This window comes from Streptomyces sp. NPDC023573 (genome assembly GCF_055559735.1).
Genome location: NZ_JBVHKB010000014.1, coordinates 92586 through 114426, shown reverse-complemented (window position 1 = coordinate 114426; position 21841 = coordinate 92586). Strand labels below are relative to the sequence as shown.

Below are 21841 nucleotides of genomic sequence, written 5' to 3'. Positions count from 1 at the left end.
GACACCACCATGCAGACGCCCACCGAGCTCGAGATCGCCCTCCTTCCGCGAGGGCGGTGACCCGGAGAAGGTCCGGGTCTACGTCAGCGACGTTCAGTCCGCCATGATCGACCTCGACCCAGCAGAGCGCGAGACGGTGCTTCAGGGCGCCCTGGACGGCATCCAGAGCGCTCTCCCGGAGGGTCTGGACACCCAGGCTGTCATGACGCGCACGGAGCTCGTCGAGCTCGTCTGATACCTGCGACACCACGAAGGGCCCCAGTGCGCACCGGGGCCCTTCCGTCTACTTCACCGGGTGTTCGTCGAGCCAGTCCGACAAGTCATGGGCGGAGCCGAGGACATCGGGCCGGTTGGTGCCGGCAGCTGTTCCCTGATCCTCACCGACCGCGATGCCCTTTTCCATCGTGTTGGTCAGTGCATACGCCTCGGTCCAGAACTCCGCCCCCACGGACTTCTCGGCGTTCATCGCCTTCCGCAGAGTGCGGGCCGGCCCCATAACTGCCTGCATCTGCTCCCAGCACGTCCCGGGCTCCTGCTCGAGGCACCCGCCGTCCAAGTCGAACTTCGTCACCGCGTCCTGGAACGCGGTCGTTGCATCTGCCAGGTTCGGCGCCTTTGCCTTCACGGCGGCCGCCGCCGGCTTCGCATCGGCCGAACTATCCGAACTGCAGCCGCTTACGACCGCCACGCTTACTAGGGCCAGCACACCGGCCCACTTCCCCCACACGTGTCTCCCCATAACGCGGGATCATTGCATGGTCCACCCACACGAACACGACAAGGGCCCAGCCGACTGGCTAGGGCCCTTCCCGGCAACGCCCCTGACTACGACTTCTTGCCCTCCTCACGGCTGCTGAGCAGCGCACCCAGCGCTCTGGTGGCCACCGCGACGCACAGCGCGCACGCGCCCGCGGCGATCAGGGTGGCCACGATGCTGGCGAAGATCATGAAGCCGATGCCCGCGGCGGCGAAGCCCATAGCCATGTAGCGAACCCACGGGTCCGACTGCTTCACGGTGATGTTCTGCACGGTCGCCGGACCGTGCCCATGGCCGCACTGGCACGCGGGCGCACCGTGGTACTGCTCGGCCGGCAGATGGGGCGCCATCTGCTCGTACGGATAGACATCCGTGGGGATCACAGGCTGGCGGGGCATGTGGAGCTCTCCTCGCTGGTGGTGCGGACTTCGGGAGCGGGCGTATGTGCGGCCGCGGTGACGACGTAGACGACGGCGCGGTCGCGCTTGTCGGACTCCTGCACCCACCCCTGGCCAACCCACTGGGACAGCCACGGGCCGATGGACGTGTGGTGGTTGCAGATGCCGCGTCGGACCGCTTCCGGCTTCGTTAGGCCCTCCGGTCCGGCCTTCTCCAGGGCCTGCCACAGCGGCAGTCGGTTCTCGGGGATACGGGACCCGTCGGGGAAGGTGGGCACCGCGCGTAGGAGCGGCCGGCCGCCCCCACCGCCTGGCGGAGGGGGCGGCGGCTCGGGATCGTCCTCCGGCTCCGGGTGCGGCCGGACGGGCTCGGCGGGCACGGTGTCCTCGTACCGGGCGTGCTTCGTGGAGACGACGACTATGTTGTGGTCCGTCACGTAGAAACAGCGACCCTCACGGGGCTTCTCGTACGCCTTGACGAGACCATGACCTTGCCGGGCAGGTCGAGCCAGTCCAGACGCCAGCCCCGCCCGTACGCGCCCCGGCCGAAGATCATGTTGATCGGTTCGGTCTCGAACACGGGCAGACCGATGCGGGTGCTGTACTGCTGCCGGGCGTCGGTGCCCTTCCCGCCGAACGCCTGCTCGCTGGGGGACTGCTTGCTGGTGGCGCCGTTCTTCTTCGCCGCCTCCCGGGCCGCGAGCAGGGCTTGGCGCGCGAGGTCGACGCCGCTCAGCTCCGGCTCGGTGGTCATGCGATCACCGCCCCGGACGTGTCGGCGTCCAGCTGGCGGGCGGCGAGCTCGGGCAGCCGGTCCGTCCACGGCGCGGCGGCGGGCTGCTCGGCACGGGCGGTGGCCTGCTCGTGCAGCTGCTTCAGCCGGGTCGCGAGCAGGTACTCGGCAGCGCGCTCCCGGGCGGTGTCGGCGGCCTTCGTCGCAGCGGCGACGGCGTCCGCACCGTTCGGGTTGTGCCGGAACCAGCGCCGCCCCTGCTCGGTCTTGTAGGCCCGCCGGGCTTCCGCATCAGCTTCTTCGGTCCGGCCCAGCCGGTTCAGGGCGCTGTGGCGGAACTCCGGCAGAGCCTCCTGAACCGTCTGAAGCGCACCGTAGGCGAGGACGGAAGCCACGCCGGCGGGGTCCTCGTCATGCACGGCGAGGTCCATGGCGCCCAGGTAGCGGGCGTGAACGGCTGCAACCTCGCGCTCCAGCGCCGCGCGCACATCGGCGGTGACGGCGGCGACGTCGGCCTGGTCGGCAAGGTCGGCCGACCAGGTGGCCGAGACTATTCCGGCCTCCACGATCAGGGCCTCGGTCCGACGCTGGTAGCCGCACGCCTCGCACAGCCCACCGGCCTGCTGCTGCCCGCAGTCCTCGCACGCCAGCGTCTGACGGACCGTCTCAGCGGCAGCCGCAGCCGCAGCCGCGCGCTCGCGCTCCGCCCGCTCCTGACCAGCCGTCCGGGCCTCCTCGCGCCGGGACTTCTCCGCACGGGCCTGCTCGCGACGCCGCACCTGGTCCTCCGCCTCGATGGCCGCGTGCTCACGCAGCCGTTCCTCGAGGACGCGCCGGCGCTCGTCGTCGCCCAGGTGGGGCAGCTCCCGCTCGATCTGCGCTGCGGTCTTCGCCCGCCGGGCCCGGCGGATGTGCACCACGTTGCCGCAGTTCTCGCACTCGCCGCCGGTGTCCAGGCGGGTGCCGTCGTCGCAGCGCTGGTCCGAGCACGACGGCCGCCGCGCCAGGCCCCGCCCGATCAGCCACCCGAACGGCTTGTTGATCAGGGCCTCGCCGCCGGTCTCTTCCAGGCGGTCGGTGAGCCGGTCAGCCAGCAGCCGCGGCGCACCGCCCGGCACCGCCAGCAGGCCCTCCAGACTGGCCAGCTCTGCCCTCGCGGCCTCCTCGACACGGTTGGGACTGCTGCACGGATGGGTGACACCTGACCTGGCTTGCTGAGAGGCGGCCTGGAAGGATGTTGCAGTGCCCAAGCCGTATCCCAAGGAGTTCCGCGAGGACGTCGTGCGGGTCGCACGCAACCGCGAGCCCGGCGTCACGCTGGAACAGATCGCCGCCGACTTCGGCGTCCACCCGATCACGCTGTCGAAGTGGCTGCGCCGCGCCGACACCGACGAGGGCGCCAGGCCCGCGCCGGTGTCGGGTGAGTCGGCCGAGCTGCGCGAGGCCCGCAAGCGCATCCGGCTCCTGGAGCAGGAGAACGAGGTCCTGCGCAGGGCCGCGGCGTATCTGTCGCAGGCGAACCTGCCGTCAAAATGATGTACCCGCTCGTCCGCGAGCTGGCCGCCGCCGCTGCCCCGTTCCGGGTGCCGGTGGCGGTGACGTGCCGGGTGCTCAAGCTGGCCCGCCAGCCCTACTACCGGTGGCTGGCTTCACCGGTCACCGACACCGAACGCGCCGAGGCATACCGGGCGAACGTCCTGTTCGATGCTCACCGCGACGACCCGGAGTTCGGCCACCGCTTCCTGGCCGATGAGGCCCGCGCGGCCGGCGAGGCGATGGCCGAGCGGACCGCTTGGAAGATTGGCCGCGACAACCGCTGGTGGAGCGCGTTCGGAAAGCGGCGGGGCCGGGGCAAGAACGTCAAGGCCGGCCCTCCGGTCCACGACGACCGGGTGAGCCGCGATTTCACCGCATCCGGGCCGAACCGGTTGTGGCTGACGGACATCACCGAGCACGCCACGGGCGAGGGCAAGCTGTATCTGTGCGCGGTCAAGGACGTCTACTCGGGCCGCATCGTGGGCTATTCCATCGATGCCCGGATGAAGTCCAGCCTCGCCGTCAGAGCCCTGGAATCCGCCGTCGCCCGCCGCGGCCAGGTCGCAGGATGCATCGTGCATTCCGACCGCGGGTCGCAATTTCGCTCACGGAAATTCGTCGCCGTTCTCGCACGTCACAGCATGTTCGGATCGATGGGGAGAGTCGGCGCCGCCGGCGACAACGCGGCCATGGAGAGCTTCTTCGCGCTGCTACAGAAGAACGTCCTCGACCGCCGTGCCTGGGCCACCCGTCATGAGCTGCGGATCGCGATCGTCACCTGGATCGAGCGCACCTACCACCGCCGCCGGCGGCAGAGACGCCTGGCCCGATTGACCCCCGTCGAGTACGAGACCATCATGACCCCACCCGCAGCCCCGGCTGCATAACCCACTGTCACCTACGCGTGCAGCAGTCCCTTCACCTGGGAAAACGGGCTGTGAGGCTGGCAGACCTCACAGCGTGACACCCGGATTCGCGACAACGGATGTCGTCGCCCTCTGGCGGTTGTCTGATGACAACGAACCTGGACCGATTGCCATTGAAGTTGGACCGAACCGCTCAGTCATGAGCCCGGCTTGGGCCATCTGTTCGTCAACCATCAGCACCAGGAGCCACTGCGACACCTTGGTGACCGAACCTTGCCGTGATCGACTACGCCCAACTCCCTGAACCTGCGGCATCTTGGCCTCTATGCTGCTTTTGCCTTGCCCGCCTTCGTGACGCCGTGACGGCCGGATGCCTCTACTCCCGATGAGGGACAGGGCGCAGGGGTGGGCACTGCGTTCGATCTGCATATTAGGGGGCTTCATGTCCGGACGACGCGAGAGTCTGGGAAGAATCGCCGCACGTCGGCGGGCCGCAGAGGCCGAGACTCGGACCCGAGCAAAATGGGTGGACTATGCCCAACTTGGCGCCGTGGGTGTGGCCTGCATTGGTCTCTTACTAACCGGCATTACGGGGATTATGCAGTACCGCCTGGCAGACGATCAGCTGCGGCAAAGCGAGGAAAAGCGGGAGCGTGACAACAAGGAGCAAGCCGCACTATTTGACGTGCGACTTGCTTACATTGCAGGGAAGAGTCACATGGTCTTCACGAATTACGGTCACCATTCGGTCCGAAACGTCACAAGCTTCCTCTCTGACAAGGGTCGAGATGGGAGGACGTTCGGTGTCACCCTGATCAGCATCGCACCCTGCCAGGTGAAGGAAGTTGCCCTAGCTCAAATCGACTCACTGTACAGCGACTTTAAAGTAGACAAGACAAAGTTTCGTTGGACCTCAACAATCTATCGCGACTGGGAGGGTAAGGAGTGGGTGCAGGGAACCTCATACAACCTGCAATTAGCCCCTCGCGACTATCGCAGCCTCATGCATAAGAATGCCGAAACCCCATTGACCTCATCAGATGTATCGACTCTAGGAAAAGAACGCACTATTGAGCATTGCTAGGTTTGCCACCGTTTCCGACCTGGCCCCCTGCGCCAAAGTCCTCGGGCAGGGCAGCAGGCCAGTGCAACCGCGAGCCGTCGGTGAGGGGCTGGTCCAGCTTCAGTGGCAATCGGTCCAAGTCCGCTGTCAGAGGACAGCGGTGGCGGGCAGGTCTGGCAGGCTGATCCGCGACGGCGGGCTGTCGGGTCTCGCCGCAGAACCAGGGGGCTGGGGTGGCGGGGATAGAGCGGGAACCGGTGGAAGTGCGCATACCCAAGGCCGCCTTGGACGCCTTCGCTGCGGCGCTGAGTGAGTGTCTGAGATCCCGAGTGCGTGACTGACCGCGTCCGGCTAGGAGCCAGTAATTACCGTTACGTGGACCGGATCGTTGGCGGGTTGAGGACGTAGTCGCCCGGTGCGCTGCGGGCCAGGGCGGTCACGATGTCGATGTTGGTTCGCACCTCGTCCCAGCGGCGTTGGAAGGTGCAGTAGGCGATGGCATCGAGGCCGATGTGGATGAGGTAGGCGTGCAGACGCTCGTGCAGTTGGGCCGGGAGCGGTCCGGTGGCGCGCCAGTGGTTCTGCAGCGCGGCGTGAATGTCGACGGCGCGCCATTGCGGGTACCACGGCCACCAGTAAATGAGCCAGGCCGCATCGTAGAGACTGTCGCCGTACAGAGCGTTGCCCCAGTCCAGCACGGCGGTGACGGTGCCGTCGGCGGCGAGGACGTTGCGACTGAGTAGGTCGCCGTGGATCATGCGGCGCTCGTCGGGCAGGTACGGCACCAGGGAGGCGAGTGCGTCCAGCCCAGTTTCCACGGGCTCAAGCCCGAACTCCGAGTCGGTGAGCGCCGCTCTCCAGCCGGGAACTCGGGGGGTCTCGGTACCGAGGGCGAGCAACGCTTCCGCCCAGGAGTCGTACGGGGCCTGTTCGTTCGGCGTCCAGATGCCGTAGCCAGCGGTTCCGGCGAGGTCGATTCTGCCGACGGTGTCGAGCGTGGTCAGCAGGCTCGGCAGCGTCAGTTCCGCATCGGCGGCCGATAGGTCGTCGAACGCGGTCCCGTGCGCGCGTGCCGAGATCGCATAGTGCCAAGAGCCGAGCGCGCCCCGGGTCAGCACGGGTGGCACGGGCAGACCGGCCTCGGCGGTACGGGCAACGACTTCATCCTTGGCGAAGTCGGCGCCATGGGCACCGATGCGCAGGACAACCTCTGCGCCATCGATTGTCAACTCGAACGCCTGGGACCAGGCGCCGGCTGCGAGCGTCTGCGGTTCTGTAGCGCGCGCCCCGAAGGATGTGCGCACCAGCCGTCGGGCCAAGTCCGGCAGGACATCGGGGGCGGTTTCGTTGGGCATCCGAGCATGTTAGTGCTGTGTCTGTATCGCCGGTTGGTCCGCTTGAACGTGACGTCACGGCACACAAGCAGGCAGGGGCCTTACGGCCGATCCGTATCGGCGTACACAGCGTTGCCGCTGGTCTGCTATGCAGGGCGCAGTGGCGGCCCTGGCGCGGTAGTCGGGCTGGAGGCCGGCGCCTGGGCCGTGGCCCGGCGGCGAGCTGGTCTCGCCGATCCAGACGGCGGTGAACTACACCTTCACCCCGATCGAGCTGGACCACCCCGACCCGTTCGGCGCCACCGTCGTACTGATGGAAGAGGACGGCTACCGCTTGGCTTCACCGAAGCGTTTCTTGTTCCACGGCGTTGCTCGCCAGCAGCCTCCCCGGCCCATGGCTGGCCACCCCTTGGCTCCGCAACCGATCATCGCGGTCACCACGTTGGGCGCGCACCGGGCATCCGCGGCGATCAACGCCGTACGTTCCGGCTACGTCCATACGGGTGAAGCGCTGCCGACATGGTCTGTCGCAGCCCGGGGGTGCTGGATGATGGACGTGGCCCCTGGCGGGCCACGCTTCGACCGCCGCCCGATCCGGCGTACCTGGAGCGCAAGGAGCGTGGGCTTGCTCCGGCCTGGATAAACGACATCACACTCAACCGCTCGTCAGTGTTTATGGCGTGCCGGGATCGGGCCACAGGCACGTCGGGAAGGCACTGTCGTGAGCCGCCATGCATCGTGGGAGTCCCGCAAGCTTCGCTACTGGGCCGAGTGCAGTGGGCAGTCGCGTCGCGTCGGCCTTCGCACCGGGCAACCTGTTCCATCGGCATCACCGTCCCAAGCGCTGCTGGAGAGCTACGTCCTCGAGCAACTCGGCACCTCCCCGGACTTGTGCGCGCACCCGTTCGGGATCGCATCAGTGACCGGTTCCCGCACATCTCTTACCGTGCACCTGGATGCCTACCTGGGCCGGCAGATGTACTCCTTCCCCGAGTACTGCCTGAGCCGCCTGCTGCCTGCGGCGCCCGTCCCAGGAAGTGGAGACGAGCTCGCCGGCATCCCCGGCCTGCGGATCGGCGGCATCAACGTAAACACCCGGCAACTGCTGCTGCACGCGGCGCAAGACCTCGGACAAGCAGCCACGGTCGTGCTCACCCTTCCTATCGGGCTGTCAGAAAGGTGGGAGGAAATCGAACTCCGGCATCGGCACTGGTGCGAAGGCAACGGTCGGCGACCGCTGTGGACGACCTCGAAGATCGATCCTGCGGAATCCGCCCACATCCATGCCTTTCCCAGCCTCGAACGCTCCCGCTCCCGGCGAGCCGCGGTGGGTAGCGCCTTGCTGCGCCGAATCGCTCTCTTCCACACCGTCACCGCCTTCTACCGCGTACAGTGCTGGGACGACGGTGACGGGTGGAAGATCGATGCCCGCACCGCCCACCCTCTCGCCCTGTGGCACGACCAGCTCCTGCAGCGGCTGTGCCACCCGCGATGGGGCCTGTCCCTGCAGGTGTCCCACCGGTTCTGCTTCTGCGCCGAACCGGATGCTCCATATCAGTGGGGTCACACGTGCTCCCTGTACTTCGCCGGCCATGACACGGACGCTCGCGACCCTCTCTATCTACGCGTCCACGCAAGCCCTGAGGGACGCGACTACAATCGGCAGATCGAGACCCTGCGCCAAGCCGGAGCACCCGTAGACTGGATGGCCCGGGCCTTCCCTCCCCGCGCGATCCAGCATCACCGTCATGCCGAACAATTGCAGTAACGGCACGCTCGCAGGGCTTCGAGGATCTCGAGCACATCTTCTACGACGCTGAGGACGACGTCCTGGGGCAACGGTCTCCGTGGACTACAGCGGCCAGCCGTACGTCATCCGCGACGTGCCACCGTTGAGGAGCTCGCGCGGCGCGAGTAGCCGGCTCCGCCTCTTGGCCCTCCTGTCGATTGTCGGACCCGTCGGTGCGCGGCCGGCACGGAGCCGGATGAGACGACGACAGCAGGGGGAGAGCGTGGCGAAAGTTCGAGCCCGCGGCAAGGTATTGGGATTGGGGGTGCCGGTCGTGCTCTTCCTGCCGGGGTTGCCTACCTCGGGATCACCAACGGCCACCAGTTCATCGCCAACGACTACTTCGTCTTCATGTACTGCCTGGCCAGCGTCGGCTTTGCGTCGGTCCCGCTGCTGGCGTGGCGCCGGAGTGGCGGCCGGTACGCGGACCCGGGGTTCGTACGCTCCGCGTGGTTCCCGTGGCTGTTCACCACCATGCAGGGCGTCGCCTGCAGGCGACGCGAACGTCCTTCTGCTGGTCTTCGGCTGGGGTGTGTTCATACACGCCGGGGGGTCGCCCTGTACTTCCTCGCGCGCGCCCTGTGGTCTACCGATGATGAGACCGGTGCGGCCGTGTCCGGCGAGGGCGCCGCTAGCGTGAGCCGGAGGCCGGCGCCTGAGCTCTGCTCAGTCCGCGGCCCGACGATCGTCGTCCAGGTAGCTCATGGCGTAGCCGCGTTCTTCAGGATGACGGGCCAGGCGGACTCTCACCCACGCGGTCCGGGCGTCCATCCCTTCGCCGAAGTCGGCGGCCAGGCGGCACGCCTGCCACGTCGAACGCGGGACGGGAACCCACCGGCCGAGCGAGAAGCGAACGCGGCCGGTGACGGCTGTCGGCCACGCTCGCAAACCTTCGCCACGGGGTTGCACACGTCCGGGTGCCGGGTGGAGTTCAGCGGGCCGACGCGGTGGGCGGTTCGCTTTTCTGTGCTTGTTGGATCCGCTGGACGACCATGTTCGTCAGTTTCTGCATGCGCTCGGCGGGAACGACTGTGCCATCGGCCCACGTGTACTCAATCTTGGCGGTGACGGATCCCTCGCGGACGTTGATGCCCTTGCCGCTCCACGTCCCCGCCTGCTTAGAGCCTTCGATCTCGAACCCGTCGATCTCGTCGCCCGGCGGGTTCTCGCCGACTTCGTCCGGGGTCCCTTCTCCTTCGAAGAGCTGTGCCGCGGTGTCACTGTCGGGAAAGGAGATGAGCCGAACCGTCAACAGTTGGTCCTTGCGGTTCGTGAGGTCGGCCAGCCCCACAGCCACTGCCTTCGCGCACCAGAGGTCCGGCCATGCTTCGGATCGGCAGTTCGTGGCATCCAGAGCGTCCCAGGCCTTCCTGGTACGGGGCTGGTTCAGGTCTGCCGGGACGCTGAGCTGGTTGGGCAGAGCAGCCTCCAGCTCAGCGGCGCTCAAAGAGATCGCCTTTGATGCCTGTCCGGCACCGGCCTGCTTTGGCAAGGCCGGATTTGCCTCTGAGCCCACGGGGTCCCCGCCGCCGCACCCGGTGGCCGCCGTGGCGGTGAGCACGGCCGCGAAGAGGAGACCGGCCAGTCGTGCGGCGCCGGATCGTGTGGTGCGAGGCATCTACAGTGTCCTGTTCGTAAGTTCGTCGGCGAACTGCATCCAGTTTGGGATCAGCCGCCGTTAATAATGCCAATCTCCCCGATGAGTTCGCTGCTGCGCTGTGCGCTACCTGTGCCGCCATGGTCTCGACAGTCCTGGTCTCCCAGCTGCTGGGATCGCAGGTCGTGGCTTTATCGAGCAGTAGCGGGTTCTGGCACAGATCTTGGGGAGCCGTTACGAAGGGTGATGGCGCTGTTCGATTGAGAGGGGTGCAGACCCCGGGGGCTCGACATGAGGGCCCACCTCGTACCCTCCGCACATGACCGATGATCCGTTCCAGTGCCGCTGTGTCCTCTGCCATGACTACGGCGACCGGGACGAAGCGGACCGCATGGATCTGACGGTCATCGAGCATGTGCAGCAGCACGGATGGCACGTCGTGATGGTTCCCGAAGACGAGATCGGTCCTGGATTCGCTTACACGATCGGCCTCGCGCACATGCACGGCGGACCTGAACTCGCCATGTTCGGGCTCGATGTCCACGCCATGCACCGCATGCTCAACACGCTCGGAGAGAAGTCTGCCGTGGGTGAAGTGTTGGCCGACGGCCAGCGCCATCCTGATGTTGTTTCTGGCCATCGAATCGCGCTCAGGCAGGTTGATCGCAGCTGGCACCGGACCTTCTTCGGACAGGCCATCGGGTTCTACCGGCGGTCACCTCTCCCCGTACTGCAAGTCGCGTGGCCTGATACCGAGGGCCGTTTCCACTGGGATGGGCAGGCTGACGAGAGGCATCGCGACTCACAGCCTCAGTTGTGGCTCCCTTCGCGTGACCATCCTGTCGGGATCTGGACGGCCGAACTCTGATCTCGAGGGGCCGGGAAGCTGGCGAGCCGGCACCCGGGCGATGCGCTATCGAAGCAAGATCATCTTGCGTAGCAGTTCGAATTCGGCCCGGCCGTAGAGCTGCCGCTTGATCTTCTTGATGCGGTTCACGGTGCCCTCGATGCTGCCGGAACTCCAGCCCAGAGTGAGGCCGGCGGTCACGGCGTCGAGGTCCCGGCGCAGGTGGAGTGCGAAGCCGGTGAGCCCGGGCAGCCGACTGGCGTCGACGGCGTCGATCCAGGTGGGGAGAGTGGCGCCGAGGCGGCCGGTGAGCACACAAGGCGTACGCCGTCTCGTAGGAGCCAGGCCTTCGCAATCGAACCACGGTGTCACGCTCCGCGACGGCTCCCCAAGATCGCATTCGCCGCCGACGAAGTCGAGATACCGGAAGGCATAGCGAGAGATGGCCGTCGATGCGCTGCTGTACGGAGGTGCAGGAGTCAAGGAGGCTGCGGAGCAGGCGCTCCTTGGCATGGACGCGAACATCGAACAGTTCCTTGCTGACAAGCCTGGGCTTTAGCTCGATGACGATCGCGTCGATGCCAGCCGCATCTTCGAAGTCGGCGGCCCGGCCGTACGGAACGCTGGGGAAAGCAGTCGGTGGGACGCAGCTAAGCGACCCGGCAGTCATGGTTGTGCGTAGGCACTCGCCGATCAGACCACCGGCGAGAGCCTTCCCCACCTCGGCCAGCACACGCGGCGGACCTTTGCGGTACCCCCAGTGCACGTTTCAAAGCGTTCGCCGCCGGCCTCCGCCCCGTATTGGCACGGCCTGCCGTCTGCGGTAGACGGGGCTGTGCCTGAGGAGCGTGCACATGCACCTGATTCGAAGCGGCAGTTGCGCCAAGATCAAAGTCCGTGGGCCGCCCCGGCAACGAGGCGTTGCCGGGCCGGCGTTGATGTGGGCGGGGAAGTGTTAGCCGGCGCTGCCGGTGAGGGCGACGGTGGCAGGAGCACCGGGGATGTTTCCGACTTGTTCCGGGGCGTCCCACTTGCCGTTATCGTGGCGCAGGGTGTGCTTGATCTTGCCGTCGGTGGTGACGATGGCGGCCTGGAATTCGCCGGCGACCGCGGCGGCGTCGACGGAGGTGGCGATGTCCTTGCCGAGCTTGGAGCTCAGGTCGCCGAAGTCGCCCCAGTGGCCCTCGCTGTCGCGGATGCCATGCTTGTTGAGGCCGGTGGTGCTGGTGAGAATGACCTGCAGGTCCTCACCGATGCCTGCGAAGGCCATGCCGTTCACGGTGCCGATGCCGGGGGCGAACTGAGTGACGTTGCCCCAGGCGCTCCAGGTGCCGTCACTGTGGCGCTGGCCGTGGTAAGCCTTCCCGCCGGCGACGATTCCGACGTTGGTGTTGCCACCAGAGGTCTGGGAGATGGTGAGCTGGGTGGCATCGGCGAGGGTGCCGAGCTTCGCGGATGCGTCCGCCCACTTCGACCAGGTTTCATCCGCGTCCATGGTGGCGTGGTAGACACGGCCGCCTGCGAGACCGACCAGGGCCAGACCGGGGCCGGTGGAGGTGACCGCGACGCGGGTGAGACCGGTCTTGGCACCGAGTGTGGAGTTCATGTCCCGAAAGGCGTCCCAGCCGCCGGTGGACCGGCGGGCAGCCATATAGAGGTGGCTGTCGCCACCGACGGCGAAGATGTAGTTCTTGCCCTTGATCGCGGCGTCCGCAGCGTAGGCGACGTCGGTGACCTGACCGGCGACCTTCTCCACGTCGGCGAACCCGGTCCAGTCACCGTTACTGTTCCGCATGCCGTGGTACAGGCCGCTGCTGGTCTCGGTGACCATCTGCAAGTTCCACGTATTGAGCGTGGAGGCACTGTTCTCGGTGATCCAGGCTCGGATGTCGTCCACTCGCGAAGCGGCGGCACCGGTACGGCTCTCGGCGGGGTCGGCGCCCAGGCAGCCGCCCTGCCAGGAGTTGGTGACGATCGCCGCGAGTTCGGGGCGGCCGTTCTTCTCACGCAGGACGGGCCCGCCGGTGTCGCCCTTGCAGACTGCGGTGCCGTCGATGCCCAGGGCGGTGGCCTCGACCGTGCCCGCGGTGTACTCAGCGGTGTGCAGCTGGTTGGGAACCCAGGTGTCCTTGGTTCGCCCGTATCCAGCTCCCTTCAGCGCTTCGCCGACGACCGGGGCGTTGGTGGCGGGGTGCAGGAACGACAAACCGTAGACCGGGGAGGAAAGCTTCGCCAGCACCAGATCACGGTCGGTGCGCGGTATCAGCTGGGTAATGTCACGTACCTCGCCGGTGGCGGCGGCCAGATCGGTACGGCCGATGGTGACGGTGGACTTCAGCTTCGGCGCACCGGCCGGCAATGAGGTGGCCTGGGCCGGGTCGTCGGCGAAGCAGCTCGCGGCAGTGATCATCCACTGGTTATTGATAAGCGTGCCTGAACAGGCACGTACCCCGCCGACGTCGATCTTCGCTGTGAAGGTGCTCGCGCCGCTCGCTGCGGCGGCACCATCCAAAGCCTGCGCAGGAAAGCCAGTGAGCGTGCCGGCCGAAACCGCTGCGGTGAGCAGCGCGGCGGCCCACGCAGAGCGTGAACGCGTGCCAGACATATGTGTTCCTTACGAATTGAGCGGTCCAAGCCCGGTGCCGTGGATATGCAAACGGTGGACTCGGTCTCGGCGTTAAAGGTGCTGTGATGGGCGCGTTTTTCGCTCGCACCCGGGCCCTATGAACCGGGGGCGGCTGGCGCGGGGCGTGTCAGTTTGTGACGCGAAGTTCGATCAGCGTGGTGCGCTCGCGATCAGCTCCGGATTCGCCGTATCCGGTAAATTCGCCGGCCGGTGCGTTGATGACGCTAGACGTGCCGTCGTTTTTCCGAACGGTAGTTTTCACGGGATCGTCCGTGGTCCAGATTCCGTACGCCTGCGGGATTTCAAGTGCAATAAATGCGGGCTTAGCAGTTAGCCTGAAACAGTAAAGCTGCATATCCTGCTCATGCACGCTTTCTATTTGAATGTCCTCACTGCCATCGCATGACGCAAATAGCAGGTGACCGTTGCCGCTCTTGAGAACCGCTCCCGTCTCTTCCTCGATCTGCGCCGCATTGGGGTAGGCGAAGTCTTCGACCGCAGACGGCATGTCACCTTCGGCAGCCAAGGTGGAGGCGCTTTTCATGTCGGCATGGGCCACACCGAGCGTGGTCAGGCCGGCTGCCAGTGTGGCGGCCAGTCCCATCAAGAGAGCTTTCCGTGCATGCGTGATGGACACAAGGGGCCTTTCGGAATGAGAGCCGATGGAAATTGCGCGGCGCAGGCTATACCGAGGGGAAGTAAATCACGCCACAAATCCCCTCTGGCGCGAGGTCGAGGTAATTTGAATCACAAAAATTCCACGATTTTTCACACAACCTTCTTGATTGGTTAAGCAACCGCGAGCGCGATAGACCTCGCCGACGGCATGGCCATCCAAGCAGCCCTAAACAAAACGAGACAGAGGCATGCTTAGTGCGCTAATGCGACAAGCTAGATGATCTTGGTGATACTTGCATCTATGCCGCCCGGAGCGACGCGTGTGCGCCCCCCGCTTCGCTGCGAGCATCCTGCGACTCGCGACGCGTGTGTTCGATTGGTGTGTACGATCAATCTGCTTTCAGTCGAGTCACTGAAATTCCGCAAGAAAATAATTGCTGTAATTACTCCCTGTGCTTTTGTGGCCACTACAGGAGTGCCCGCATGGGCTAGAGTTATTCATTTGAGGAGTTGTCGAATGAGGCGGCGAATAAGCTCCCGGGCTGATAGCTCAGGAGTGCTGGAAAGATTGAAGAATCGAAAACGAGCACTAGGTGTTCTGGTATCTGCTGGCCTGTTGGCGGGGCTGCTGGGAACCCCTGCCGCGGCAGCGGAGACGGACCCGGCGCCACTGCCCGATGGCGTGCGTGCCGACATTGTCAATTACTGGAAGACCGGCGGCACTGGCCTGAAGGAAGCGGCTGAGCAAGCCTTGCTCGGCGGTGACGATGCCATCCGGAAGTTCCTCGAGCGTGCCGAGTCCATCCAGAACACTGATAACCGCATTGAGACCGCGCGGCTGGCAATGACCAGTGGCCCTTATGTTCGCGAAGCCGCAGTTGCAGCCTTGCGGACGTCTCCGGCTGAGCTGGAAGAGTTTCTCCTCTTCGGTTATCAGGAACCGCAAGACCTTGATACCCGCATCGAGACAGCTCGGGTGACAACCTTGGGCGGCACATACGTCCACGAGGCGGGCGAGGCTGCCCTCCAGGGCTCCTCCGAGGAGCGCGAGCTTTTCCTGAGCGAGGGCCAGTACAAGGCCCTGCAGACCGACAACCGGATCGAAACGGCCTACATGGCCACCAATGGCACGGCGAACGTGAAGGCGGCCGCTCTCGTCGCCCTGCGCGGTACCCCTGACGACATCGCCGAGTTCTTGGACATCGGGCAGTTCACCGCCCGCGCCCGCGATTTCGAACAGACCAATATCGAGGAGCTCCTCAAGCAGGCCAAGCAATCCGGAAAGCAGGCCGCGGAGGCCACCAAGCAGGCAGAGGAAGCATCCAAGAAGTCGATCGAGGCCTCCAGGCTTTCCAAGGAGGCAGCCGAGAGTGCTGCCACCGAGGCCGAGGCCGCCAAGGATGATGCCAAGCTAGCCGGTGTCAAGGCCTTGCAGGCCGCAAATGCTGCGAAGGCAGCAGCTGAGTCTGCCCAGGTGGCCATCGGAGCGGCGGATGCCGCCAACGCGGCGTCTCGGCGAGCCGCGCTAGCCGCCGCGCAGACTGCCTCGGCTGCCAACAAAGCCGCGACCGCTGCGGGTGAGGCGCACAAGAAGGCCGTTGCCGCCGGCAAGAACGAGACGGACGCCGCTGCTGCGAGAACAGCCGCCACCAACGCCCGCAAGGCCGCGGACGTGGCTGCGGATTCGGCGCTCGCCGCCGAGCAGGCGGGGAAGGCCTCGGAAGCTGCGAAGGCGGCTGTCCTCAGCGCCAAGGGCGCCGTTACCAATGCGCGTGCGGCAGCTGACGCTGCGACCAGGGCTAATGACTACGCCGACGCTGCAGGCGCACACTCGGACGAGGCGCGAAACGCCGCGGCGGAAGCACGCCGTCACGCCACTGCCGCCGACCGGGCCGCCGACCGGGCCGCCGTGCTGGCCGACCGCTCGGCGAAGGCTGCCTACGCTGCGCGCGACGCTGCCAATAACGCTGCCGGTCACGCGCGGAAGGCCGCCGATTTCGCGGACGAAGCCGCCGACCATGCAGGCGATTCGGCTACCTATGCCGCCATGTCCAAGAAAAACGCCGATCAGGCCAAAATTGCAGCCGATGCCGCAACAGCTGCGGTGAAGCAGGCCACCGAGATCTACGCCTTGGCTCGGGAGACTGAGGCCGCCGAACTCGACACGCGCACCGATGCGGCGATTGAACGTGCCCGGTCGATGAAGGAAACGTCCGCGGCCGCTGTCAAGGATTCTGCCTCCACTGAAGTCGAGGCCCGCTCTCTGGAAGCCACGGCAGCCGAGCTGGCCCAGGAAGCCGGCCAGCCCGACGTCGACATCCAGGCCACTGCCACCAAGGGCCGCCAGCTGGCCATCCGCGCCATGAAGCTGCTTGGCCCCTGGCAACAGGAAGCCGCCGCCCGCGCGTTGTCCGGCACCGACCAGGATGTCCTGGACTACCTGCGCACCCGCTGGAGAGAGGCCAATCAGAGCGACGTCCGCCAGCGGGTCGTCGACCTCAGCGTCCAAAGCCCGTTCGAATCCGTCCGCACCGCGGCCACCGACGCCCTATCCGGCAGCCCGGAGCAGATCGAGGCCTTCTACACCACCGGCCAGTACGAAGCCGGCCGCACCGAAATACGGATCGAAGTCGCCCACCTGGCCACCGTGGGCGGCACCTACGTCAAAGAGGCCGCGCAAGCAGCTCTCAAGGACGGAACCCCTAAGACACTCGCCACGTTTCTGCAAGCCGACCAGTACGGCAAGCAGCTCCTGGACGAGCGCATCATTACCGCACGGCTGGCCACCGAAGGCGGACCCGAGCTCAAGTCAGCCGCCACCATCGCACTGGCCGGGCCCCCCGAACTCATCCACGAATTCGTCACCGTCGGCCAACACATGGCCCAGCGCAAGGACGACCTCGCCACCACCCACAACCATCACCTCCTAGGCCTCCTCGCCGAAGGATCGATGATTGCGGCCAAGGCACACGAGGACGCCTGGCGCGCCGCCGAAGCCGCCGCCAAAGCCGTAGACGCATCGAGCGACGCGTCAGCGGCTTCCGCCAAAGCACAGGAATCTGCCCAACAGGCCGAAACCCACGCGGCCGCCGCCGATGCATCCGCTGACTCTGCCGAGCGCAGCGCCGCGCAGGCAGCAACCTCCGCCATCACCGCGCGCAACGCCGCAAACCGGGCCGACGCTGACGCCGAAGCGGCCGAAAGCTCAGCAGCAAATGCAGAATTCTCTGCCGCCTACGCCCGAGAATCGGCAAGAAAGGCAGACCGAGCGAAGGAATCGGCCCGGGCGTCGGCGATTGCCGCAGGCAAGAGTGCGGAACAGGCCGAAGCTGAGGCCGGCGCCGCCTGGAAAAAGACGCTCCAGCTCGCTGAAGCAGAGCTGAAGGAAGCACAACGAGAGGCCGAAGAGTACCGCAAGGCACAGGAGGGCCCACGCAAGAAAACTTGCGTTCCAGGCCGGTTCTTCCCAGCGCCCTGTCAGCTGCCTATCTTCCGGTGGATCTACGACGTAGCGCAGCCTGGCACCACCGCACATAACTTGGTGTGGGCAATAACCGGCCTCGCCGACATCGAGAAATGTATTGCAGACCCCGTAGCCACAGACTGCGCTATGGCTGCCACCGGTCTACTCCCGTGGGGCAAGCTCAAACTCCTCGGAAAAATCGACGAAGGCGTCGAAGCTCTCCAGTCTGCCCGCGGAGCAAGACGTGCTATTGGCTGCCTTGTCGACAGCGCGAGCAATTCAAGAAGCCTCACAGCAGCCTCCGATTACTGCCCCAAATGGGTAAAGAATATTTCCGACCGCCTCCCCGAGTGGAATGATGGAGATAAAACGGTCGGCGAGTTGTTGGATGACAACGGTGACCCCATTCCGGATCTGCCGCCAGGCATCGAGCAGATGAAGAGTGGGGAGAAGTGGTACGACGGCGAAGGAAACGCGTACGACGACCCTCTGTGGGCAGATGCCCAAAAGGCGCTGGCCGGTAAAAAGGGGTTCCCGGCAGGAAAGAACACGAAATACAAGGCGTCTTCGCATGTCGAGACAAAATACGCAGTCTGGATGGAAGCCAATGGCATAGAGAGTGCCACGGTCGTCATCAACAACAACGCCGGGGTCTGCACTAAAGCTCAGAACTGCGAGGACGCGGTCGGGTACATCCTACCTGTCGGGTCCAAGCTCACCGTGTACTATCCTGGAGGTAAGAAAACTTTGTTTGGAGCGAAGCCTAAATGACACTAAAGGTGTTGGGTGAAAGGCCAGTATACCTGGAAACCCAAAGCGCAGTCGGCGAATACCTCGATGCCCTATTCGCTGACGGTCAACGACTTAAGCCGTCAGTAGACCTGGCTTTTCAAGTCATCCGGGACGTAGCGGCCGACAAGAACTACGCCACAACGCCAGACAATGTACTCTCGATCGGAATCAATTTTTCGTCAGGGTACGGAGGACTTCTGTGGTATTCCGATGGAATGCTTGCCCATCAAATATCCGCAGAGGTGGGTCATGACGTCGCGAACCACGCGTGGGTGTCTCTGAACCCGACACCTCCGCACTCGGATCCCCGAGTCCTCTCTGATCCGTCGTGCCCTACGTTTTTCGACCGAATCAGCGCGATGCCTTTGTCTAGCGTTCGCCCAGTGGTGGAAGAATACTTTCGCGAAGGAACAGGTTTCCGTCCTACGCAAATGCAATGGACGAAGGGGCATTACACCGGGGAGCTCTACATCGAAGAGGATTAGGCTCAGGAACCGAGCCGAGTGTTGACGACTACGGCCTGGCTGCCCCGACTACTCGGGGCAGCCAGGCCGTAGTCGCTCACGATTGCTGGCAGTGGGTGGAGTAGCAGGGTGAACGGGTTCACGAAATTTCGACATGCCCGAGAGCGGCAGACAGCGGACTACACACAGAAGCCGCGATGACCGACTGGATACGCACGGATGAGTGGTGTACCCGCTGTCCCACGTCTTCAGCACCGCTGTAGCGTTGGCCGCAGGCGATCAGGGGGATTGAGTGACGAGGTCCTTGCACTTCAGCTGGGAACTGAACGGCTCGGGCTGGGCGACGTGCAGGATCTGGGACGGCTCGACGAAGCACCGCAACATCGTCAGCTACTGCACAAACGCGCTCGCCGACTTGTTGAAAGGCGTGACGGGCCTCTACGAGCTCGTAACACGATCATGATCGGGCCTTCTTGAGTCGTCTCCAGCAGATGAGGCTGCAGGCGAGGGAGACGAAGGCGTCGTGGAGTTCAGTCCGGCGTTCCCAGCGGACTGCGAGGCGTTTGAAGTGGTGGAGCAGGGCGAAGGTCTGCTCCACGACGTAGCGGAGCTTGCCGATGCCCTTGATGTTGGGTGAGCCCTTGCGGGAGATGACCGGCAGGATCCGTCGGTGACGCAGCTCGTCGCGGTGGGCGTTGGAGTCGTAGCCCTTGTCGCCGAGCAGGGCGTCGGGGCGTCGGCGGGGCCTGCCGGGGCGGCCCGCGACGGGAGGGATCCCGTCGACCAGGGCGAGGGTCTGGGTGACGTCGTTGACGTTGGCCGCGGTCGTGATGACCTTGAGCGGGGTGCCGCGTCCGTCGCAGATCAGGTGGTCCTACGTTGTTGCGTGGGTTGGACGGGCCAGTCGTAAGGTCCAGAGACCCAGAGATGCCGGGTGTGGCTTTCAGGTGGTTGCCCTCGATGGTTCCAAACACCTCGCCGCCCGGTGTCTCACGACGACCCGGCCGCTGATTAGGAGTTGCGGGCCCCTGCGGGTGATCGCTGAGTAGGACCACGCTGGCGAGGTCGTCCGGGAGTACGGCGCCTATCAAACGACCGGAGGAACTGGTGGTCCACATCTGGGCAGGTACGGACATCGGGAAGACCCACCATCATTGTGTGGTTCTGGACGCTGAGGGCAGACGATTGCTCTCGCGGCGAGTAATCAGCGGCCGGGTCGTCGTGAGACACCGGGCGGCGAGGTGTTTGGAACCGTTTCGGCAGTTCCGACCGCCTCGCCAGCTTCGCGGGGGTCGCTCCGGTGCCCCGAAATCCCGGCAACGTCAGCGGCAATCTGCACAGGCCCCGGCGCTACCACCGTGGCCTCCAGCCAGTCTTCTACACCTCCGCGCTGATCAGCATCCGCAGTTGTGACGAGTCTCGTCGCTTCTACGAACGCAAGCGCGCTGAAGGCAAACGGCATACCCAAGCCGTCCTCACTCTGGCCCGGCGACGGGTGAACGTTCTGTGGGCCCTGATCCGTGACGGACGGTGCTTTGAACGTCAACTTCCCGTCACACCAGCGGCTTGACAACAACATTAGGAGGTGCTTGCTGCCCGTCTTCCGCCGGTCGACCGGCGACGGACCGGTGTCGGGTCCCCCTTTTTCGCGCGGATGTGGGAACCATCCACGCACGCCCGCGACCAGTCGAGCTCGCCGGCCGCGTTCAGTTCGGCGAGCAGGACCCGGTGCAGCCGGTCGAAGACTCCTGCCTTCTGCCATCGGTCCAGACGCCGCCAGCATGTCTGTCCCGAGCCGAACCCCAGCTCCAGCGGCAGCAGTTGCCAGGCTATGTCGTTGTAGAGGACGAACAGGATGCCATGCAGGCAGAGCCGGTCCGATACCGGCCGCGGTCCCGGCGACCGCTCCGGCCACGGCGGCAGCAACGGCTCGATCAACGCCCACAACTTATCGTCCACGATCCACGGTCGAGTACCCACACCGTCACGAACGGCGGAATCGTCACACCGGTAACGCCCCACCAGCCAACATCAACAAGATCGTGTTACGAGCTCTTAGAAGTCATCTCATTTGGCGAGTCTCCGGTAGCAGATGAGGGTGCAGGCGATGCTGGTGAACGCGAGGAAGTGGTCGGCTTTGCGTTCGTAGCGTCGGTGGAGGCGGCGGCAGCCGGCGAGCCAGGCCATGGTGCGTTCCACGGTCCAGCGATGGCGGCCCAGCCGTTGCGAGGACTCGACTCCCTTGCGGGCGATGCGGTGGGTGATGCCGCGTTCGCGTAACCATCGACGCAGGTGGGCGTAGTCGTAGCCCTTGTCGGCGTGGAGTTTGGCGGGCTTGCGCCGTCGCCGGCCGCGGCGCGAGCGGATTGGCGGGATGCCCTTCACGAGCGGGATCAGGGCCTGGCTGTCGTGCAGGTTGGCCCCGGAAATGCCGACGGATATGGGCAGACCCGATCGTTCCGTGATCAGGTGAATCTTCGAGCCGTACTTGCCCCGGTCGACAGGATTCGGACCTGTCAGGTCCCCCTTTTCAGGGCCCGCGTGTTCACCGAGTCGATCGCGCACCTCGACCAGTCCAGCTCGCCGCGGGCACCGAGTTCGTCGAGGACCAGGCGGTGGAGCTTGGCCCACACTCTGGCCTTCGACCACTCCGCAAACCGCCGGTGGGCGGTCGCTCCGGACGGGCCGAACGACGCCGAAGGCAGCTGCTGCCAGGTACAACCCGACGTCGCCACGAAGACGATCGCCGCCAGCACTTCTCGGTCGCCGTGCCGACGCCGACCACCGCCCTGCGGCCGCGTCGGCGCCTCCGGCACCACCCGCTGGAACAACTCCCACAACTCGTCCGGCACCAGCCGCTCAACGATCCCCACCATGACTCACAGAATACCGAGTCGCCCAAATGAGATCGCTTCTTAAGAGATGAGCGCGCCGATAGTCATTCACCGTCTCTCCCCC

General features: G+C 65.4%; 21 protein-coding genes and 2 pseudogenes. 10 read left to right on the top strand and 13 right to left on the bottom strand.

Annotated features, from left to right (window positions below; all coding sequences use genetic code 11):
- The first annotated feature begins 103 nt into the window (after positions 1-103).
- Positions 104-235: a hypothetical protein gene (locus tag ACZ32T_RS33060; RefSeq protein WP_467370982.1), complete on the top strand. Its 132-nt coding sequence runs from the start codon at positions 104-106 to the stop codon at positions 233-235.
- 48 nt (positions 236-283) lie between these two features.
- On the opposite strand, the gene ACZ32T_RS33055 is transcribed toward ACZ32T_RS33060, so the two are convergent.
- The 5 genes from ACZ32T_RS33055 to ACZ32T_RS33035 form a co-directional block, all read right to left on the bottom strand.
- The gene (locus tag ACZ32T_RS33055) at positions 284-739 is read right to left on the bottom strand and encodes a hypothetical protein (RefSeq protein ID WP_467370981.1); all 456 of its coding nucleotides are present in this window, start codon (positions 737-739) and stop codon (positions 284-286) included.
- Between the two features lie 86 nt (positions 740-825).
- Positions 826-1155, bottom strand: coding sequence for a hypothetical protein (locus ACZ32T_RS33050; protein ID WP_467370979.1), 330 nt, complete (start codon positions 1153-1155; stop codon positions 826-828).
- The gene (locus tag ACZ32T_RS33045) at positions 1137-1592 is read right to left on the bottom strand and encodes a hypothetical protein (protein WP_467370978.1); all 456 of its coding nucleotides are present in this window, start codon (positions 1590-1592) and stop codon (positions 1137-1139) included. The genes ACZ32T_RS33050 and ACZ32T_RS33045 overlap by 19 nt, the downstream gene beginning before the upstream one ends.
- Positions 1589-1909, bottom strand: a complete 321-nt coding sequence (locus ACZ32T_RS33040; protein ID WP_467370976.1) for a DciA family protein — start codon at positions 1907-1909, stop codon at positions 1589-1591. The genes ACZ32T_RS33045 and ACZ32T_RS33040 overlap by 4 nt, the downstream gene beginning before the upstream one ends.
- Positions 1906-3138, bottom strand: coding sequence for a hypothetical protein (locus tag ACZ32T_RS33035; protein ID WP_467370973.1), 1233 nt, complete (start codon positions 3136-3138; stop codon positions 1906-1908). Before ACZ32T_RS33035 ends, ACZ32T_RS33040 begins: the two co-directional genes overlap by 4 nt.
- On the opposite strand from ACZ32T_RS33035, the gene ACZ32T_RS33030 reads away from it, so the two are divergent.
- Positions 3131-4311 (top strand): IS3 family transposase gene (locus ACZ32T_RS33030; RefSeq protein ID WP_467370971.1). Its coding sequence is split into 2 segments (ribosomal slippage): positions 3131-3415 and positions 3418-4311, totalling 1179 coding nucleotides; the frame shifts between segments, so codons are not numbered across the junction. The genes ACZ32T_RS33035 and ACZ32T_RS33030 overlap by 8 nt on opposite strands.
- A gap of 505 nt (positions 4312-4816) precedes the next feature.
- Positions 4817-5374, top strand: coding sequence for a hypothetical protein (locus ACZ32T_RS33025; RefSeq protein ID WP_467370969.1), 558 nt, complete (start codon positions 4817-4819; stop codon positions 5372-5374).
- 350 nt (positions 5375-5724) lie between these two features.
- On the opposite strand, the gene ACZ32T_RS33020 is transcribed toward ACZ32T_RS33025, so the two are convergent.
- A complete protein-coding gene (locus tag ACZ32T_RS33020) occupies positions 5725-6708 on the bottom strand; it encodes a phosphotransferase family protein (protein ID WP_467370967.1) in 984 nt (327 codons plus the stop codon).
- A gap of 226 nt (positions 6709-6934) precedes the next feature.
- Between ACZ32T_RS33020 and ACZ32T_RS33015 the strand changes: the two genes are divergently transcribed.
- A complete protein-coding gene (locus tag ACZ32T_RS33015; RefSeq protein ID WP_467370964.1) occupies positions 6935-7330 on the top strand; it encodes a hypothetical protein in 396 nt (131 codons plus the stop codon).
- 78 nt (positions 7331-7408) lie between these two features.
- Positions 7409-8455 carry a hypothetical protein gene (locus tag ACZ32T_RS33010; protein ID WP_467370962.1) on the top strand — a complete coding sequence of 349 codons (1047 nt, stop codon included), beginning with the start codon at positions 7409-7411 and terminating at the stop codon, positions 8453-8455.
- 952 nt (positions 8456-9407) lie between these two features.
- Here the strand turns inward: ACZ32T_RS33010 and ACZ32T_RS33005 are convergent.
- Positions 9408-10094, bottom strand: coding sequence for a hypothetical protein (locus ACZ32T_RS33005; RefSeq protein WP_467370960.1), 687 nt, complete (start codon positions 10092-10094; stop codon positions 9408-9410).
- A 298-nt stretch (positions 10095-10392) separates the two neighbouring features.
- Here ACZ32T_RS33005 and ACZ32T_RS33000 point away from each other — a divergent pair, with 298 nt between their 5' ends.
- Complete coding sequence (locus ACZ32T_RS33000; RefSeq protein WP_467370958.1) at positions 10393-10941, top strand: DUF4262 domain-containing protein; 549 nt, start codon at positions 10393-10395, stop codon at positions 10939-10941.
- Positions 10942-10986: 45 nt separating this feature from the next.
- On the opposite strand, the gene ACZ32T_RS32995 is transcribed toward ACZ32T_RS33000, so the two are convergent.
- Complete coding sequence (locus ACZ32T_RS32995) at positions 10987-11235, bottom strand: transposase (RefSeq protein WP_467370956.1); 249 nt, start codon at positions 11233-11235, stop codon at positions 10987-10989.
- A 127-nt stretch (positions 11236-11362) separates the two neighbouring features.
- Between ACZ32T_RS32995 and ACZ32T_RS32990 the strand changes: the two genes are divergently transcribed.
- On the top strand, positions 11363-11479 hold the full coding sequence (locus ACZ32T_RS32990) for a hypothetical protein (protein WP_467370952.1): 117 nt from the start codon (positions 11363-11365) through the stop codon (positions 11477-11479).
- Between the two features lie 396 nt (positions 11480-11875).
- On the opposite strand, the gene ACZ32T_RS32985 is transcribed toward ACZ32T_RS32990, so the two are convergent.
- Both ACZ32T_RS32985 and ACZ32T_RS32980 read right to left on the bottom strand, forming a co-directional pair.
- Positions 11876-13525 (bottom strand): trypsin-like serine protease, encoded by a 1650-nt coding sequence (locus ACZ32T_RS32985; RefSeq protein ID WP_467370949.1) that lies wholly within the window; start codon positions 13523-13525, stop codon positions 11876-11878.
- Positions 13526-13673: 148 nt separating this feature from the next.
- Entirely contained in the window at positions 13674-14150 is a 477-nt protein-coding gene (locus tag ACZ32T_RS32980) for a hypothetical protein (RefSeq protein ID WP_467370947.1), read from the bottom strand.
- Between the two features lie 630 nt (positions 14151-14780).
- Between ACZ32T_RS32980 and ACZ32T_RS32975 the strand changes: the two genes are divergently transcribed.
- The gene (locus ACZ32T_RS32975) at positions 14781-18398 is read left to right on the top strand and encodes a DddA-like double-stranded DNA deaminase toxin (protein WP_467370944.1); all 3618 of its coding nucleotides are present in this window, start codon (positions 14781-14783) and stop codon (positions 18396-18398) included.
- Positions 18395-18904 (top strand): Imm1 family immunity protein, encoded by a 510-nt coding sequence (locus tag ACZ32T_RS32970; RefSeq protein ID WP_467370942.1) that lies wholly within the window; start codon positions 18395-18397, stop codon positions 18902-18904. The genes ACZ32T_RS32975 and ACZ32T_RS32970 overlap by 4 nt, the downstream gene beginning before the upstream one ends.
- Positions 18905-19340: 436 nt before the next feature.
- Here ACZ32T_RS32970 and ACZ32T_RS32965 read toward each other — a convergent pair whose 3' ends face one another.
- Positions 19341-19748, bottom strand: coding sequence for a transposase (locus ACZ32T_RS32965; protein WP_467371121.1), 408 nt, complete (start codon positions 19746-19748; stop codon positions 19341-19343).
- Positions 19749-20138: 390 nt separating this feature from the next.
- On the opposite strand from ACZ32T_RS32965, the pseudogene ACZ32T_RS32960 reads away from it, so the two are divergent.
- Positions 20139-20453, top strand: a pseudogene (locus ACZ32T_RS32960) (transposase); the annotation flags it as partial.
- 3 nt (positions 20454-20456) lie between these two features.
- Here ACZ32T_RS32960 and ACZ32T_RS32955 read toward each other — a convergent pair.
- Both ACZ32T_RS32955 and ACZ32T_RS32950 read right to left on the bottom strand, forming a co-directional pair.
- A pseudogene (locus ACZ32T_RS32955) lies at positions 20457-20845 on the bottom strand (transposase); the annotation flags it as partial.
- 105 nt (positions 20846-20950) lie between these two features.
- Positions 20951-21759, bottom strand: a protein-coding gene (locus ACZ32T_RS32950; RefSeq protein WP_467370939.1) for an IS5 family transposase whose coding sequence is annotated in 2 segments (ribosomal slippage) — positions 20951-21411 and positions 21411-21759 — 810 coding nt in all. Because the reading frame shifts where the segments join, the coding sequence is not laid out codon by codon here.
- Between the last annotated feature and the right edge of the window lie 82 nt (positions 21760-21841).

Excerpts from the sequence above, each read along its gene's own strand:
- ACZ32T_RS33060 (WP_467370982.1), top strand. The coding sequence starts at position 104 with ATGATCGACCTCGACCCAGCAGAGCGCGAGACGGTGCTTCAGGGCGCC.
- ACZ32T_RS33055 (WP_467370981.1), bottom strand. The coding sequence starts at position 739 with ATGGGGAGACACGTGTGGGGGAAGTGGGCCGGTGTGCTGGCCCTAGTA.
- ACZ32T_RS33050 (WP_467370979.1), bottom strand. The coding sequence starts at position 1,155 with ATGCCCCGCCAGCCTGTGATCCCCACGGATGTCTATCCGTACGAGCAG.
- ACZ32T_RS33040 (WP_467370976.1), bottom strand. The coding sequence starts at position 1,909 with ATGACCACCGAGCCGGAGCTGAGCGGCGTCGACCTCGCGCGCCAAGCC.
- ACZ32T_RS33020 (WP_467370967.1), bottom strand. The coding sequence starts at position 6,708 with ATGCCCAACGAAACCGCCCCCGATGTCCTGCCGGACTTGGCCCGACGG.
- ACZ32T_RS33005 (WP_467370960.1), bottom strand. The coding sequence starts at position 10,094 with ATGCCTCGCACCACACGATCCGGCGCCGCACGACTGGCCGGTCTCCTC.
- ACZ32T_RS33000 (WP_467370958.1), top strand. The coding sequence starts at position 10,393 with ATGACCGATGATCCGTTCCAGTGCCGCTGTGTCCTCTGCCATGACTAC.
- ACZ32T_RS32990 (WP_467370952.1), top strand. The coding sequence starts at position 11,363 with ATGGCCGTCGATGCGCTGCTGTACGGAGGTGCAGGAGTCAAGGAGGCT.
- ACZ32T_RS32985 (WP_467370949.1), bottom strand. The coding sequence starts at position 13,525 with ATGTCTGGCACGCGTTCACGCTCTGCGTGGGCCGCCGCGCTGCTCACC.
- ACZ32T_RS32980 (WP_467370947.1), bottom strand. The coding sequence starts at position 14,150 with ATGGGACTGGCCGCCACACTGGCAGCCGGCCTGACCACGCTCGGTGTG.
- ACZ32T_RS32970 (WP_467370942.1), top strand. The coding sequence starts at position 18,395 with ATGACACTAAAGGTGTTGGGTGAAAGGCCAGTATACCTGGAAACCCAA.